Origin of the sequence: Rhodopseudomonas pseudopalustris, from assembly GCF_900110435.1 — a bacterium.
In the GTDB taxonomy this organism is placed as follows: domain Bacteria; phylum Pseudomonadota; class Alphaproteobacteria; order Rhizobiales; family Xanthobacteraceae; genus Rhodopseudomonas; species Rhodopseudomonas pseudopalustris.
In genome coordinates this window covers 103517-119740 of sequence record NZ_FODT01000008.1, presented here as the reverse complement: position 1 = coordinate 119740, position 16224 = coordinate 103517, and the positions used below count along the sequence as shown (strand labels likewise).

The following is a 16224-nucleotide window of genomic DNA, read 5'->3' as shown; positions in this document are numbered from 1 at the left end:
GATGCGGGTCTCTCTGGTCATCGATGGCGACAGCAAGGGAGCGGTGGAAGCCGCGACCGACGCGCAGCGTGCGGTGACCGACCTCGGCAAGACCGCGACCGAGGCGTCAAAGGGCCTTGAAGAAGGTTTCAAAAAGGCCAGCGGCGCGGCCGGCGGGATGAAGGGTGGCGCGGAAGCCGCCGGCGCGGCGAACGACAATCTGATTTCGTCGACGACGACGCTGCTTTCGAAGTTCGGCGAGCTGGCGGCGAAGGCCAAAGGCTCCAGCGATGCGTTGGCGATCAACGCCAGCAGCGCGAGCAGCTTGGCGGCAAGCCTGGGCGCTCTGTCACGATCGGTCGGCGTCGTCGGTTTTCTGACCGGAGCGATCGGCCTCGCGACCGCGGCGCTCTCGGCCTACAACGAGCTTTCGGCGCGTAGCAGCCGCGAGATCGATCGCCAGCTCACAGAGCAAGCGCGCCTCATCAATGTCGTGAGGCGCGCGTATCAGAACGCCAAGACGGCGGCTGGTGATTTCTACGAGCAGAGTAAAGAGCTAACTCTGTTGCAGTCTCGACAGAGCCAGGTCGATCTGCAGAAGACGTTGCAGTCGCAGGTCGGCTCGTTCATCGGCGGTGTCACTACGTTCGGCGGCATCGCCGACGTCCTCAGCAAGACCCGGGAGGTCCGCGAAGAATTGCTGCCGTTCGAGGATGCAATCTTCAAGCTCAACGACGGGTTCAAGCAAGGCACGCCTGACGTTAAGGCATTTGTCGACGAGGTGGTGCGGATCGGACTGCTCGATCCATCGCTGCAAAAGGCAGCTAACGATCTGGTCAAGAAGATCGAGGACGCGACTAAAACCGCGAAATCGCTACTCGACAATAAATCGTCTCAATCTGTCCTCGAAGGAAAGGATACCCCGAAAGATCGCCAACGGTTAGGTCTCGATCGCGATGTCCAGGACTCCGCGGGTCAGTTCGAGCGGCTCGCGAAGTCGATGGACCGACAGGCGGCGAGCGCGGAGGCCGAGGCCGCGGCCACCGGCAAGTCGGCCGGCGCGATCGCGAAGCTGCGGATCGAGGCGGTGCTCACCGAGGCGGCGCAGCAGGCCGGCGGCGGGACGGCGGAGAAATATGCCGACCGCATCAAACAGATCGGCGACCGCGCCGGCGACGCCGCGCAGAAGCTGGCGCTGGCCCGGGTGCAGTCGGACATCGCTTTCCAGCGCAGCACTCTGGGGCTGTCGGCCGACGACGCGGCGATCGCCGAGCAGCTGCGCACCGCCTATGGCAACGACGTCTCGGCCGCGCTCGACAGCGGCGCCGGATCTGCGCTGAAGTTCAACCAAACCATGCAGCAGCTGAAGAGCACCACGCTCGACGTCAGCAGGGGCGCGTTCGCGGATTTCCGCAGCCAGATCCAGCAGGGCATTCCGGCGATGGAAGCGCTCGGCAATGCCGGCGTCAACGCGATCGGCCGGATCGCCGACAAGATTGCGAGTACGCAGCTCGACAATCTGGTGTCCGGCCTGTTCGGCGCATTCACCGGCGGCGGCGGCAGCAGCGGCGGATGGCTGTCGTCGCTGCTCGGCGGCAGCGGCAGCGCGAGTTTCGCGACCGACGGCATCGGCGGCTATGGGCCGACCTTCAAGGCGGCGGCCGGCGGCACTTTCGGTCCCGGCTGGGGCGTGGTCGGCGAGGAAGGCGCGGAGCTGATCAAGGTGCACGCCGGCGGCGTGACGGTTTTTCCGCATCACGTGTCGAAGCCCTATCTGCCGGGCTTCGCCGATGGCGGCTCGCTCGACAGCCTCGGCAATATCGCGCGGCTGCCGAGCGTTGCCGCGCCGGACCTCCCGTCGAGTACTGCCGGCGCGCAGCAGAGCCTGCATATCACCGTCGGCGTCGATGTCGACGACGGCGGCAATCTCAAAGCCTTTGTCAAGAACGTCGCGCAGACGACGGCGGCGGACGGCATCAACCGCGCCTTCAAGAGCCCGCAATTCGTCGACCACGTCGCCAGTGCGAGCAACACCGGGCGTGCGCAGTGGAAGATGCGATGATGATCAGTTTCCCCCGCATCGGCATGCTCGACGGCATCGGCTTCTCCGGCGATCCGCTGGTGCTGGTGCAGCAGCAGGAGTTGAGCCGGATGGCGAGCGGCATCGCGATCGGCAAGGATCTCGGGCCGGCGATCTGGCAAGCGAGCTTCGTCACCGAGCCGTTGCCGAATGCGCGCGCGCTCGAACTCGAAGCCGATCTCGGCACGCTCGACGGTGTTATCAATCCGTTCGAGGCCTATGACCTGCGCAGGCCCGCGCCGCGCTACCACGCCGACGGTTCGGCGCTCGACGGCGTGCTGGCATCGGTCGCGTCGAACAAGGTGATCGGGCTCACTGGTCTCGCGGCCGGACAGCTGATCGCCAAGGGCGACTATTTGTCGTTCGACTTCGCGGGCGGCCGCCGCGCGCTGCATCGCGTCTCGTCCGACACCGTCGCCGCCAATGGCGCCGGCGCCGCCACGATCGAGGTGCGGCCGCATCTGCGCCAGGGCTGGACGCTCGGGCTCGCGATCAATCTGCGCGCGCCGCGCGGCCTGTTCATCCTCAAGCCCGGGTCGGTCGCGCCCAAACAGTACAACGGCACGCAATGCGTGGTGTCGTTCGCGGCGGTGCAGATCCCATGACCCGCAGCATTTCCGAGCAGGCCTACAACGCGCTGCGCAGCGGCAGCCTGGTCGACCGCGACTTCCTCTGGTTCCAGGTGCGCCGCTATAGCGACGGCTCGCCGGTGTATGACGGGATGTGGTCCGACGTCGGCGACTACACCGCGCAGGTGATCGACCCCGACACCGGCGGCATCGCGACGCGCAGCTATGTCGGCACGTTCACGCTCGTGCGGATCTCCGACATCGCGCTGGTGTCGAACCTCACGGTGCAGACCATCACGATCGACCTCGCGCAATGCTCCGGCCGGGTCAACGACCTGCTGCGCGGCTACGATTGCAAGCAGGGCATCGTGCAGATCCATCGCGGGCTGTTCGACCCCGCCACCCGTGAGCAGGCCGGGCCGGCGTTATCCCGGTTCTATGGCCTCATCGACGACATCAAGATTCCGACGCCGAAGGCCGGCGAGGACGGCCCGGTCGAGATCATTTGCACCTCGCACACTCAGGAACTGACCCGTGCGTCGTCGGACACGCGCTCGGACGCATCGCAGCGGCGACGCGGCGCCACCGACAAATTCTATCAGGATGTCGCGAACGTCGGTGACCGCCAGCATTTCTGGGGGCGCACGAGCGGCGCGGTCGGTAGCTCGACCCGCAGCGTCACCGCCGGCGGTGGGGGCATCGGATGAAGAGCTTGCGCCGCGCCACCATCGCCGATCTGCCGCGCGCGATCGAGCTGCTGTTCGACTCCCATGTCGGCGCTGGATTCGATCGCGAAGACGGGCCGACCGGTTTTGCGGTGCCGTTCGTGGCATCCTATGCGGACCGGCTGTTTCGCACGCATATCGCCGCACCACGGATGCTGTGCCTGGCGCTCGACCTCGACGGCCAGGCGCAGGGCGTGCTGATGGCGGCGGCCTACGAGCATCGCTTCGGGCCGGTATGGCTCGCGTCCGAGACGGTGTGGTGGATCGACCCGGCGCATCGTGGCGGCAGCGCCGCGCCGCGGATGCTCGACGCCTATGAGGCCTGGGCACGGCAGCTCGGCTGCAAATTCGCCGGCATGGCCGGGATGGGCGACGATCCGCTGGTTGCGAAGCTGTATCTGCGTCGCGGCTATCGCGTCGCCGAGCGGCACTTCTTGAAGGTGCTTTGAGATGGCGATTTTCACGGCGTTCTTCGGCGCAGTCGCCTCCGTCATCGGGCTCACCGGGTTCTTCGCCACCGCCTTCGTCGCGGTGGGCACGCTCGCGGCCACGGTCGGCATCTCGTATCTTCTGAAGCAGAAAAACGACGCCGCGACGCAATCGGCCGAGAGTCATTTCTCGGCGCAGGGGCAATTGCAAGCCGCCGGCGATGTGCCGCGCAGCTTCATCGTCGGCTACAGCGTCACCGGCGGCTCGCTGGTCTACGCGAATGAATGGGGCTACGACGGCGAGACGCCGAACGCCTACCACGTCCAGGTGATCTCGCTCGCGGATCTGCCGTCCGGCCCGCTGCGTGAAGTGTGGGTCAACGGCGAGCAGTGCACGCTGCTGACCGGCGAGCCGCACGCGGAGTTCGGCGTCCCGCTCGCCGAATACAGGAAGGACGGCAAGGATCACCTCTGGGTCAAATACTACGACGGCCGCCAGACTGCCGCCGATCCGTATCTCGTCAACCGGGTGGGCTCGGCGGACTATCCCTACGAAGCGACCCGCGTCGGCTTCGGCGTCGCTTATGTGATTTGCACCGCGCTCGTCGAGGACACGCTGTTCGCGGGCTTCCCGACCTACAAATTCGTGCCGGGCGGGATCGCGCTTTACGACCCGTCGCGGGACTCCTCGGCCGGCGGCGTCGGACCGCAGCGCTGGAGTGATCCGTCGAGCTGGGGCGGCGACGGCGACGATCTGCCGGTGGTGCAGGTCTACAACATCCTGCGCGGCATCCGCTACGATTGCGAATGGGTCTACGGCCTCCAACAAATGACCGCAGCGCGGCTGCCGGCCGTGAACTGGGTAACGCAGATCGACAAATGCCGCGCCACCGTGCAGGGCGAATCCGGCGTCGAGGCGTTGTATCGGTCGGGCGGCCAGATCTCGGTCGACCAGCCGCCGCTCGCGGTGATCGAGAAGCTCAACGCCTCCTGCCAGGGCCGGCTATCGGAGATCGGCGGCTTCTATAAGTATCGCGCCGGCGCGCCGGACAGCCCGACCTTCGCTTGGACCGACGGCGACCTGCTCTCGACCGAGGAACATACTCACCGGCCGTTCTTCACGCTCGGCAAGACAATCAACGGCGTCCAGGCGCGCCATCCCGACCCTGCGCAGAACTGGGCGGTCGCGACTGCGCCGGCCTATTATAGGCCTGACTTGGAAGTCAGCGCCGGCGGCCGGCGGTTGATGGCGACGCCTATGCTCGACTTCGTGCCGTATCCCGCGCAGGTCCAGCGTCTGCAGAAGAGCGCGATCGACGAGGCGCAACGCGCCCGCACGCACGAGCTGGCGTTTCCGCCGGTGTTCTGGCTGGTCGAGCCCGGCGACGTCGGGCAATGGACGAGCGTGCGCAACGGCTACGACGCCAAGCTGTTCCGCGTCGACATGATGGTCGACCACGCCAATCTCGACGTCACCATGGCGGTGACCGAAGTCGATCCGGGCGACTACCAGTGGGATCACAACGTCGACTATCAGGGCGTGACCACAGGGCCGACCGTGATCGTGCGGCCGGCGCCGCAGGCGATCCTCGACTGGCACGCCGAGCCCTACACCATCCGCGACGCGAGCGGGCTGGAAAGGCGGCCGGCCATCCGTCTGTCGTGGGACGGCACCTTGCCGGGAATATCCGGCGTGTCGTTCCGGGTGCGCGAAGCCGAAACCGAAGACATCGTCCACAGCAACCAGACATCCTTCTACGCTGAAGGCGTGATCGTCATCTCGCAGAGCCTGCTGCCGATGACGGACTACGAGGTCGAGGGCCGACTGATCCCGAGCGCGCCGCGCGACGTCATCCCGTCGGACTGGCTCCCGGTGACGACGCCGGACGTGCGGCTGACGGCTGAGGATATATCCGCCGGTATCCGCTATCAGATCACGACGCTTCAAAACCAGTTGAAGCAAGGGTTTCAAGAGTTCGAGGCACGCTCGCTGGAGTTGATCGCTCAGGTCGCGGCGCGCGGCGTGCTCGACAAGGAGATTTTCCATCAGGAAACGGCGGACGGCCGCGCGCAGGTCACCGAGCTGGCGGGGACCGTCTCCGACCTCGATCACTCCCTGGCCTCCTACCAGCTCACCGTATCGGCTGCGTTCGGCGAGGTGAGGTCTAGCGTCCAAGCTCAGGCCGATGCGCTCTCCACCCTCAACAGCTCATTTTCTAGCTACAAGACAACGGTAAGCGCTGCGCTCGGCGCGGTCAGTGCGTCGGTCGAAACCAATTCGACGGCGATCGCCAATGTCACCGGTTATGTCGCGTCAAATTGGACCGTAAAGACCAATGCCGCTGGCGCTGTCGCCGGCCTGCAGCTCTACAACAGCGGGCCTGGAACATCGGGCTTCGTCATCCAGGCCGACAAGTGGGGATGGCAGCAACCAGGCGTGAACGGTGGAGCGCCGACGCCGATCATGTCGGCCGGGTTCGTCAACGGCGTCGCGAGCTGGGGATTCACCGGCAATATGTTCATCGACGGTTCGATCAATGTCACCGCCCTCAACACGGGGACACTGACCGCCTGGATCGCCAACCTGACCTACATCAACTCCAGCTATCAGACCTCGCCGAGCGGCAAGATGGTCGCGGTGTGGTCGGAATCCAGATTGGAGTTCTACCGGTGACGGATCGCAGCGCAGTCCTTGGACGTTGGCCCGACGGAACGTTGCGACTGCGCACGTCGCTGATCGGCTTCGACGCCTATACCGGGCCTGACGAAGGCATGTCGTTCGATTCTGAATGGGACGACATCTTGAAGGTCCACGCGATTGGCATCGCGACGCTGGGGGACTCGACTGTCGGATACCGGGATGACGTCTATTTCCCGGACCTCGGCTACTCGCCCTTCGTGGAGATACGGAAGGTCTCCGGCAACATCGTCTACGATGATTATGTCAGCGACACTCAATACGGCATCGGCGCATCGATCTTCAGCAATCGCTTCACCGCCGGCCTTCCGTTGGGTGGGTCTGTCATTTATGTGGTGTTCAAAATTCCGGTGCCGGCGCCATGAGCGATCGAAACATTGTCGCTGGCGTGCGGGCCAATGCTGATTGTGGGCTCTTTGTGGCGCCGCCCGGCGTCGACGCCTATTATGCTGCCGACGATCAGTTGCGACTGAATGTGTCGAGCCGGATATCGCAGCTGATCATGCTGGCATGGGTCTCCTCACCGCAAGTGGTCGCGCTTGGGCTGTCTAGGTCGCCTTACGTGCTTCTGTTCAGTCGCGAGCCGCTGGCCAACACCATCCTCGGCCCCGGCGGGTTAGAAGGCGCGATCCGGCCGTCGCCGTCTGGTCTGAAGAGTAGTAGCAATCAAGACGGCGGCGTGTCCTTCATCTACTATCCGCCATCCAGCGCGACGATCAATGGCGACGGCGCGTCGATGACGATCGATACGACACGCCCGACCTGCTATGCCGTCTACAACAAGGCGTTCACATGAGCCGCGGCGTGGTCTTCCAGGGTGGAGGGACCGGGTTGAAGATCGGCTCGGTCGAGCAGGATGCGGCCAGCGCAGACGTGTTCGACCTGCTGTTCAGCTCCGACATCCAGCCGCTTCGGTTGATGGGGACCGGTTATGTCGCGGTGCCTTCGCTGCGAGCCTATAATTGGTCGCCAGTATGGGCGGAAAAGAGCAGCGCGCTGATCACAACTCCGTCCGGAACCTATCCGCTGTTCATCGTCGCTGGAAAGCAATCGGGATATGGCGGCACGGGCTCGCTACAAACACCGATACACACTGGCAGCCTTGGGTTTGGCGCCGTCATTACGAGCAACCGCGAATTGTGGGGCCTCAACTTCAGCAGGGACATCGGCGAGCGGTGGCAGAATGACGCCATCGTGAACTACTGCATTCTCAAGAACTACGGGTGATCAGATGGCCCTTTACGCGATCCACAACGAGATCGGGGAAATCAAGCAGGCGAACAAGATTTTCGCGCCGACCGCAGCCTATGAACAGCAGCTCCGCGACCTGGGTCAGTCGTTCGCGGTCGACCCGACCGCGATGCTGCTATCGCCTGACGATTGGTATGTGGACGTTGCGGGCGGCGCGCTGACCGAGCGCCCGACGCTTCCGGTCGTCGCGGTGCGGACCAGGATCAAGGCCGGCGGCGGCGACAGAGGCGTGCTGATCGGTGTGCCGAAGGCCGGAAAGGTGACGATCACCACGGGCGGGATGTTGTTGTTTCAGGATACTCCCGGAGCGACCGAACTTGAGATCCCAATCCCGGTGCCGTGCGTCTATCGCGTCGCGATCGAGCTGTGGCCGTACCGGACCTATGTCGCCGAGATCGAGGCATTCGCATGACCGTGTTCACTTTTCAGATCGACCCGATGCCGGCGCTGCGTGATGCCGCCAAGGCTCGCGTTGATCGCTCCTTCAACACCGAGGCAGCTGCGATGGCGCATCAGGACGCCGCCTATGCCGCAAAACGCGATCTCGCAGCGCGGGCGCTGGCCGGAGATTTGAGCGAGCTGATGCTGGTCGAAGCCGAATTGCGCGGTGTGTCCGTCGCGGACCTCGCCAGCGACATTCTGACCAAACCCGAGACCGTCGCTGCTCGCGAGATGCGACGACAGACCGTGCTCGCCGCGATCCGCAATGCAGCGACGCCTGCCGAACTCGAGCAAGTGACGAAAATCTATGGCTGATAACCTGATCTACAATATCGGCAAGGTGAGCGTCGCTCACGGCTCGACCGCCGTCACCTTCTCGGACGGCCCGCTGCTGATGTCGAGCGCAAAGGCGTGGGACCGGCTCACGGTTGTCGGACACTATCCGGTTGAGATCGCCTCGGTCGACAGCGACAGCGCGCTGACACTGGCCGCGCCATGGCCGGCCGCCGACGTCGTCTCCGGCGACTACATCATCACCAACACCGGCCTCAACAGCTTCGCCGCTCCGCAGGTGGCGCGGGACGTTGTCGCCATTTCGCAAGCGCTGAATTCGGAAGGATATTATCGCCACGTTCGTGACGGGCTGGATGCGCCAGACCCACGAAAGGGCGACGACGGCGATTTCGCGCGGCAGTCGAGCACCAGCAAAGAATGGTACAAGGAAGGCGGCGTCTGGAAGTTCGTCGGCGTCTACGGCAACTTTGCGTTTGCCACAGACCCGTGGTCGAGCGTGACAGCCTACAGCGCGCGCACCGTTGTCCCGCACCAGGGAAAGCTGTGGGTCAGCAAGCGCGCCAGCACCGGCGTTCCGCCCGGCTCCAGCGCTGCCGACTGGTCGGTGTTCTATCCGTTTCCGACGCAATCGAGTCTGACGATTGTCTTCGACGCTGGCGGGAGCGAGATCGCAGCCGGCTCCGCGTTCGATATCGCAGTCGGCGTGCGCAGCATCATCCGGCGAATCCGGATGCGCGCCGACGGGATCGGCTCGCTCGTGCTGGATATCCGCAAGCGGGCCTTCGTCGATGGGATTCCTGCGCCGTCGGACAGCATCTGCGGAGCGGCAAAGCCGAGGCTGATCAGCAGCCGCGACTATGTCGACGCGACGCTGACCGGGTGGGCGCCGGAGATCGATGACGACGACGCACTCCGCATCGTTGTCGAATCCTGCACCGGGCTCACCAGGCTTTCAGTGACGCTCTACACCGACCGCATCTTCACCTAAGCGAGGACTACTCCCATGGCAGTCGAGTTTGACCACTTCTACAAAGCGATCGGGCATCAGGGCGCTGGCCGGATCAATCTGGAGACCGACACCTTCAAGGCCGTGTTGACCAACACGGCGCTGAATCTCGCCACGAACGAGGTGCTGGCCGATATCACTCAGATCGCCAACGGTAACGGCTATGCGACAGGCGGTGTCACACTGACGTCGGTCGTGTGGAGCGATCCGACAGCCGATGGCAAGTGGCGGTTCACATCGGCGCAGTTCAAGTGGATCGCGTCCGGCGGAGCGATCGGGCCTTTCCGCTACATCGTGATCTATTCGGATACGTCTGCGAGCGACAAGGTCGTCGGCCGCTTTGACTTCGGGAGCGCAATCACCATCCCGGATGGTTCGGAGTTCGGCATCACTCCCGGCACGGACGGAATCTTCCGCACCGGCAAGGGGACGTTGGTATGACGATCGCGGACATCAAGCAGCAGATCGACGGCCCGTCGGCGGCAAACGCCGCGGCCGTCGTGCGCAAGGCGCGCGAGGAACTCAACCAGCGTCGGCTGGCGCTCGTTGAAGAAGCGGCGGACCTCACCAAGCAGCTCGCAGAGGCCGAGGGCGCGGATCGGCCGAACGTCAAAGCGGCAACGAATATCCGGGCACTTCGGGAGGCAATACACGCGGATTGTCAGGCTGTGCAAGAAGCGGCGTGCGAAATGAACTTGCTGCTGTTGTCGATCGAGGGTGAGCCTCAACCGGCTTCGTCGGTTAAGCCCGAGTGGTCGATCAAGGAAGCGAACTAAATGGCGTGCGGGCGCATTGCTTGCGGCCGCGGTGCGTGCGGCCGCTCGGCGGTTGGCGGGGAATCGCTTTTCCTGACGCCGCCAGCGGTTGCGATCGTCATTGCGCCGGGCAGCGGTGTGCGTCCGGCGGTTGATCTCGCACCAGCGGCCGAAAGTGTAGCCATCGCCGGCGCTCCGCCTCAGGCCCTGCTCACATCTAGCGCAAGCGGGCGCGTTGCGTTTCAAGGAAGCTCGGCTTCGATCGTAGTGTCATTGGCGCCGGACTCGGGACGGCTTGCGGCTGCGGCCGTCGCGCCGCAGGCTCTTCTCTCGTCGAGCGCATCTGGCAGAACGGCATTTCAATCACCGCAGATCGCCGCCAGAGTTTCGGTTGCGGCGAGGTCTGCCACCGTGGCGATCGGACCTCGACCGGTCCGCGCGTCGGTCGACGCCTCGATTGGCTCGTCGAACCTTGTCCTGAAACCGTCGATCAACGTTGCAGCCGGCATCCCCGGCAACTTCGCGGCGGAAACCGTTGCGGTCCGTGGCGGTACGCTGCACGCGGTCATCACCGCCGTGCCGGGAGAGCGTTATCTTCTCCTGTCAGACCGGGCCTGCGGACGCGGCGCGTGCGGCCGATCGCCCACGCTCATTCTGACATTTCAGCCTTCGCGGACGGTGGCTGTCGACGTCGGCGTGGTGGTGCCGAACGTCACTGTTCGACCCAAGACGGGTGAGATGGCGCGCCGGGCCGCCACCGTCCGGGGTAGTGCGGCCGTTGTGCCGTCCCCGGAAGTCATTGCGATCGCCGCGGGCCGCTTCCCCGTCCGTCCGCGCGTCGCTCTTTTCACCTTCGATTGAAAGGCTCATAGAGATGGCCAGGAAGCTCTTTGACAACGTCCGCCACCTGATCTCGACGCCTGGAGGCGGCCAGATCACCCTCGGCACTGTACCTGCGACGTGGCAAGGATTCGCCGCCGCAGGTGCCGTCGATGGCGACAATCCGCCCTATGAGTTGGTCGACGGCAACGATCGCGAGAACGGATACCTCACGCTGGGCAACGGCGTGACTACTGCAGCGCGCGCAGTGATAACCTCGACCAATGGCAACGCGCCGATCAACCTCAGTGGCAGCGCCGTTCTGACCTGCACGCCGATCGCTAACACGTTCAACAAAGACCTATTGTCGGTCGCATCGATCCAGATTCTCTCGCCAACCGAGAAAGGGATCGGCCTCGACAATCTCGGCGCAACGACTGTCGGCAAAGCGCTCTTTGTTGCTGCCGATCAGGCGACGGCGCGGAAAAATCTTTCAGTTCTATCCCCTCCACAGGGTAGGCTGACGCTGCAAAGCGGCGTCCCCGTGATGTCGATGACGCAAGCCGCAAAAACGACGATCTACTACACGCCATATCTGGGCAATCAGATCCCGATTTACGACGGCGCATCGATGGTCATGACCGCGTTTTCAGAGCTTTCGGCAGCCACGACCGACACGACGAAAAGCCCTGCCGCCATCGGCGCGTCGAAGGTCAACGACTGGTTTATCTGGCACGACGCTGGGACGCTCCGCCTGTCGCATGGGCCGGATTGGACCAACGACACGACCCGATCGGCCGGGACGGCTCTGACGATGGTCGGTGGAATCTATCTCAACAACGCAGCGATTACCAACGGGCCTGCTGCTTCGCGCGGCACCTATGTCGGCACGACGCGCAGCAACAGTTCGTCGCAACTTGATTTCATTGTCGGAGCGTCAGGCACGGCCGGGTGGGTCGGGATCTGGAATGCCTATAATCGCAGGCCTTGCGTAATGACCGTTTCTGATGCTGCGTCCAATTGGACCTACTCGACGGGCGTGCCCCGAGCATCAAACAATGGCATTGTATCGCGTGTCAGCTTTGTCTGTGGCCTGCAGGAGGACGCGGTCGATGCGTCGTTCAATACCCGCGTTACGATCGGCGGAACTAACGGATATACGCTTCAAGGACTCGCGCTCGATTCGACGTCGACATTCTCCGCGCGGAGCCTTGTCGGCGGCACCGGCACCGCGACGAACGCATACGTCAGCCATGCCGTGCGGAGCAGCTTCAGTCCTCTGCTTGGCTATCACTACATCGCGTCGATAGAGGAAGGGGATGGGGTCACGCCGAATCTGGTGCATGGTTATGGCTACGCCAACCTCACCGTGAAGATCTGGAGCTAGGACGATGCCGCTCGCTTGTGAACTGCATATCAGGATTGCCGCCGTATGCCCCATTCACGGGGTGTCGATCGGCGCCGAAGACGATCGAGCAACGTGGACCGTGTCATTCGACGGCGCGGCAACCGACGCTCAGAAGTCCGCGGCATACGGAATCATCGCGGCCTTTGAGTCGACCGAACAGATCGAGCCTCGGCTCGTGCCGAAGCGCTACATCATCGACCGCTTGCACACGGCCGGAAAACTCGACGCGGCGATGGCCGCGCTCGCGGCGGCGGATACCTATACGCAGCAGCGCTGGATAACGCGGGACAGCGTCTATTTTAACGACCCGACATGCCTTGCCGTGCTCGCTGCAATCGGCGCGGACCCTGCGGTGATTATGGCCCCGTAGGAGGCTGCGCCTCAGGGGGTGACATTTGAAATTGCGCGCTGTGCCATTTGAAATTGCGCGCTACACGGCGATATATGCGGGGCAGCGTCGCATCCGCGAACCCGGGTATCGCTCCGCTCACTCAGGCTTCGCCCGCTTCGTGAATTCGCATTGAATCGAGGGGCGGAGTCTTGACAAAATTCCCATAGGATCATATACCCATAACCGTCCCGTCCGCGAGGGGCGCTTCATGAGGCGTCTTGGAGTGGGGCGGGGTGTGGCGCCTGCGGGTGGGGGAGGACGTATCCCCGCGCCTCCGGGAGGCTGAGGGCTACCGTCCGCCGCTAATACGAGCGGCCGCCGCTTTCGTGGCTGGACGGGGGCAGCAGAGGCGGGACGAAATCCCCGATACTCCCTGCACCCGGAAGAACGGTCCGAAGCCACAAGTCGCCACGGTGGAGCGCCGGAAGGCGTTTCCGCGGCCTCTGGGCGTCGGCGATCGGTGCTCATGCTGCGGCAACCACTCAAAGGTGCGCCTTTCGGCGCTCCGCCGCCCCTCATCGTGCGAGGGGCGGGACGTCCGCAGAGCTCGGGCGCCGCACGCGCCGCGAGAGCCTGTTTGCTTGCGCGGCCGGGGCGATGGCGAGGCGCGGGACGTCGTTGCCCGCTTGCGCGCAGCGATATGCGGGATGGTGCGCGCGGTCCCGGATTTCGCTGCGCTCATCCGGGCTACAGGCCACAGGCCTCGATTTCACGGTGACCCGATCCGGCTTTTGCGCTAGGCACAGCCTCAACCCCGGAGCGTCCCCATATGAGCCGTCGTACCAAGAAACCTCTCGCCAAGCGCGGCCCCGGCGGCGATCGCCCCAAAGCCGGCAGCCGGCCGGCCGCGAAGGCGGGTCCGGTGCGCGGCAATCGCAGCGAGGACGGGCGTCCGATCTCGGCGCGGCCCCAGCGCGAGCCGCGTGGCGAGCGCGCCGAGCGGCCTGCCGCAAAGCGCCCCGCCGCTGAACGTCCCGCCGCTGATCGGCCGCAGAGCGCGCGGCCCGGCCGACCGCCGGCGCGATCTGCGTCGTCATCGCGCCCGCCGCGCGCGCAACGCCCGGAGCCTGCGCACGAGCCGGAAAAGATCGTCCCCGAGCCGGCGCTGCTGCCGACCAAGGTCGAGACCGTCGTCGTCACCGCCGACGAGAACAACATGCGGGTCGACCGCTTCCTCGAGGCGCGGTTTCCGGGTCTGTCGTTCTCCCACATCCAGCGCATCGTCCGCAAAGGTGAGCTGCGCGTCAACGGCAAGCGCGCCGACAGCAAGGATCGGCTGGAGGAGGGCCAGAGCGTGCGGATTCCGCCGCTCAAGCTCGATACGCCGAAGCTGCCCGGGCATCTGTCCGAAGCCGAGCAGAAGACCCTGCAGGCGTTGAAGGAGATGACGCTGTACGAGGACGCCGACGTGCTGGTGCTGAACAAGCCGTTGGGGCTTGCAGTGCAGGGCGGCAGCGGCACCACGCGGCACATCGATCTGATGCTCGAGGTGATGCGCGACAGCAAGGGCCAGAAGCCGCGCCTGGTGCATCGCATCGACAAGGAGACCGCCGGCTGCCTCCTGGTCGCCAAGACCCGCTTCGCCGCCACCGCGTTGACTGGATCATTTCGCTCGCGCTCGGCGCGAAAAATCTACTGGGCGCTGGTCGCCGGCGTGCCGAAGCCGAAGCAGGGCCGGATCTCGACCTATCTGGCCAAGGACGAGAGCGAGGACGACAGCATCATGCGGGTCGCCGCCCATGGCGACGACGGCGCCAGCCATGCGGTGACCTACTACGCGGTGGTCGAGACCTCGGCGACCAAGCTCGCCTGGGTGTCGCTGAAGCCGGTGACGGGCCGCACCCATCAGCTCCGCGCCCATATGGCGCATATCGGCCACGCCATTATCGGCGATCCGAAGTACTTCAACATCGAGAACTGGAAGCTGCCCGGCGGCCTGCAGAACCGGCTGCATCTGTTGGCGCGGCGGATCGTGATTCCGCATCCGCGCGGCGGCGTGATCGACGTCTCGGCGCCGCTGCCGCCGCATATGCTGCAGTCGTGGAACCTGCTCGGGCTGGAGCACGACCGGTTCGATCCGATCGAGCATGCGCCGGAAGAATGAGCGAGCAACGAGCGCAAGCGCGGCTTGCGATTCTGCGGCGCGATGCCGACATGGGCATGATGAAACCGATCCTGACCTTGCTGCTCGCCGCGGCGCTTGTCGTCCCGCTCGGCGGCGCGGCGCTGGCGCAGTTTTCGCCGGGGGCGCTGCCATCATCGCTGCCGCCGCCCCCGCCACCTCCGCCGCCGCCTCAGGTCTATGTGCCGGTGGTGCCGAAACTCGACGCCCCCCAGCCCACCCCCCGGGCGCAACTGCCGAACCAGCGCCGCTCGTTCGGCGACCGCATCACCGATTGCCTCACCGACGGCAATGCGGCGCGGCTGTCGCCCAACGATCGCGCGGCGTATTCGCGCGGCTGCGCCAATCAGTAGGGTTTTCGAGCGGTGGGCACGATCGCGTGAAGAAGACACGTCAGTCAGATAGTGCAATCAACGGACCAGGCGATGCGTGAATTGTTCGAAGACGTCGCAGGAAAATCCCTGCTCGATCCGGAGGAAGCGGTGCGGCGCACGACGCGCACCGCGCTGCCGAAGCGGTTCTACACCGAGGCTGGTATCACCGAAGCAGCCGACGGCTTTGCGATCACGCTCGATGGTCGCGGCGTCAAGACGCCGTCGCGAAATGCACTCACCGCGCCGACGCGCGAATTGGCCGAGGCGATCGCCGCCGAATGGCAGGCGCAGCAGGAACTGATCGATCCGACCACGATGCCGCTGACGCGGCTCGCCAACAGCGTGATCGACGGCGTCGTGGGGCGCGTCGACGCGGTCCGTGACGACGTCGCCAAGTATTTCGGCTCAGACCTGTTGTTCTATCGCGCCAGCCATCCCGAGGAACTGATCGCACTGGAAGCGCAGCACTGGGACCCGGTGCTGTTCTGGGCGGCGGATGAGTTCGGCGCGCATTTCATTCTCGCCGAGGGCGTCGTGCATGTGAGCCAGCCCGAGCCCGCGATCGCGGCCGCGCGCGGGGCGATGCCGCAAGACCCCTGGTCGGTCGGCGCCTTCCATGTGGTGACCACCATCACCGGCTCGGCGCTGCTGGCGCTGGCGCTGGTCAGGGGGCTGCGCGATCCCGATCAGGTTTGGACCGCCGCCCATGTCGACGAGGACTGGAACATCGCGCGCTGGGGTCTCGATGAGGAAGTCGCGGCGCGGCGCGCTGCGCGCGAGATCGAGTTCAAGGCTGCAGCTCAGGTGCTGGCCGCCTTGACCCGGCGCGGAAGTTAACGAGGGGTTTACGGCCGTCGGTTAACATCGTCGGGATTTTCGCGCGC

The 16224-nt window shown here is 64.9% G+C and carries 19 protein-coding genes; all 19 read left to right on the top strand.

Annotation, left to right across the window (positions count from 1 at the left end; genetic code table 11):
* Position 1: 1 nt before the first annotated feature.
* Complete coding sequence (locus tag BMY71_RS16530; RefSeq protein ID WP_092685171.1) at positions 2 to 2041, top strand: hypothetical protein; 2040 nt, start codon at positions 2 to 4, stop codon at positions 2039 to 2041.
* Positions 2041 to 2664: a hypothetical protein gene (locus BMY71_RS16525; RefSeq protein ID WP_139202660.1), complete on the top strand. Its 624-nt coding sequence runs from the start codon at positions 2041 to 2043 to the stop codon at positions 2662 to 2664. The genes BMY71_RS16530 and BMY71_RS16525 overlap by 1 nt, the downstream gene beginning before the upstream one ends.
* Entirely contained in the window at positions 2661 to 3335 is a 675-nt protein-coding gene (locus tag BMY71_RS16520; RefSeq protein WP_092685167.1) for a hypothetical protein, read from the top strand. The genes BMY71_RS16525 and BMY71_RS16520 overlap by 4 nt, the downstream gene beginning before the upstream one ends.
* Positions 3332 to 3802 carry a GNAT family N-acetyltransferase gene (locus tag BMY71_RS16515; RefSeq protein ID WP_092685165.1) on the top strand — a complete coding sequence of 157 codons (471 nt, stop codon included), beginning with the start codon at positions 3332 to 3334 and terminating at the stop codon, positions 3800 to 3802. Before BMY71_RS16520 ends, BMY71_RS16515 begins: the two co-directional genes overlap by 4 nt.
* A 1-nt stretch (position 3803) precedes the next feature.
* Positions 3804 to 6455: a phage tail protein gene (locus tag BMY71_RS16510; protein WP_092685163.1), complete on the top strand. Its 2652-nt coding sequence runs from the start codon at positions 3804 to 3806 to the stop codon at positions 6453 to 6455.
* On the top strand, positions 6452 to 6844 hold the full coding sequence (locus tag BMY71_RS16505) for a hypothetical protein (RefSeq protein ID WP_139202659.1): 393 nt from the start codon (positions 6452 to 6454) through the stop codon (positions 6842 to 6844). The genes BMY71_RS16510 and BMY71_RS16505 overlap by 4 nt, the downstream gene beginning before the upstream one ends.
* Positions 6841 to 7275, top strand: a complete 435-nt coding sequence (locus BMY71_RS16500; protein WP_139202658.1) for a hypothetical protein — start codon at positions 6841 to 6843, stop codon at positions 7273 to 7275. The genes BMY71_RS16505 and BMY71_RS16500 overlap by 4 nt, the downstream gene beginning before the upstream one ends.
* Positions 7272 to 7706, top strand: coding sequence for a hypothetical protein (locus BMY71_RS16495; protein ID WP_092685157.1), 435 nt, complete (start codon positions 7272 to 7274; stop codon positions 7704 to 7706). The genes BMY71_RS16500 and BMY71_RS16495 overlap by 4 nt, the downstream gene beginning before the upstream one ends.
* A gap of 4 nt (positions 7707 to 7710) precedes the next feature.
* Positions 7711 to 8142 (top strand): hypothetical protein, encoded by a 432-nt coding sequence (locus tag BMY71_RS16490; RefSeq protein ID WP_092685155.1) that lies wholly within the window; start codon positions 7711 to 7713, stop codon positions 8140 to 8142.
* On the top strand, positions 8139 to 8486 hold the full coding sequence (locus BMY71_RS16485) for a hypothetical protein (RefSeq protein ID WP_092685153.1): 348 nt from the start codon (positions 8139 to 8141) through the stop codon (positions 8484 to 8486). The genes BMY71_RS16490 and BMY71_RS16485 overlap by 4 nt, the downstream gene beginning before the upstream one ends.
* A complete protein-coding gene (locus BMY71_RS16480; RefSeq protein ID WP_092685151.1) occupies positions 8479 to 9453 on the top strand; it encodes a hypothetical protein in 975 nt (324 codons plus the stop codon). Before BMY71_RS16485 ends, BMY71_RS16480 begins: the two co-directional genes overlap by 8 nt.
* A gap of 15 nt (positions 9454 to 9468) precedes the next feature.
* Entirely contained in the window at positions 9469 to 9912 is a 444-nt protein-coding gene (locus BMY71_RS16475; protein ID WP_092685149.1) for a hypothetical protein, read from the top strand.
* A complete protein-coding gene (locus BMY71_RS16470) occupies positions 9909 to 10247 on the top strand; it encodes a hypothetical protein (protein WP_092685147.1) in 339 nt (112 codons plus the stop codon). The genes BMY71_RS16475 and BMY71_RS16470 overlap by 4 nt, the downstream gene beginning before the upstream one ends.
* A 390-nt stretch (positions 10248 to 10637) precedes the next feature.
* Complete coding sequence (locus BMY71_RS16465; RefSeq protein ID WP_092685145.1) at positions 10638 to 11087, top strand: hypothetical protein; 450 nt, start codon at positions 10638 to 10640, stop codon at positions 11085 to 11087.
* A gap of 13 nt (positions 11088 to 11100) precedes the next feature.
* Complete coding sequence (locus BMY71_RS16460; RefSeq protein WP_092685143.1) at positions 11101 to 12432, top strand: hypothetical protein; 1332 nt, start codon at positions 11101 to 11103, stop codon at positions 12430 to 12432.
* A 4-nt stretch (positions 12433 to 12436) separates the two neighbouring features.
* Positions 12437 to 12823 (top strand): hypothetical protein, encoded by a 387-nt coding sequence (locus BMY71_RS16455; protein WP_139202657.1) that lies wholly within the window; start codon positions 12437 to 12439, stop codon positions 12821 to 12823.
* A gap of 790 nt (positions 12824 to 13613) precedes the next feature.
* Positions 13614 to 14948, top strand: a complete 1335-nt coding sequence (locus BMY71_RS16450; RefSeq protein ID WP_092685139.1) for an RluA family pseudouridine synthase — start codon at positions 13614 to 13616, stop codon at positions 14946 to 14948.
* On the top strand, positions 14945 to 15319 hold the full coding sequence (locus BMY71_RS16445; RefSeq protein WP_011503528.1) for a hypothetical protein: 375 nt from the start codon (positions 14945 to 14947) through the stop codon (positions 15317 to 15319). The genes BMY71_RS16450 and BMY71_RS16445 overlap by 4 nt, the downstream gene beginning before the upstream one ends.
* Before the next feature lie 72 nt (positions 15320 to 15391).
* Entirely contained in the window at positions 15392 to 16177 is a 786-nt protein-coding gene (locus BMY71_RS16440; RefSeq protein ID WP_092685137.1) for an ATP12 family chaperone protein, read from the top strand.
* Positions 16178 to 16224: the final 47 nt, after the last annotated feature.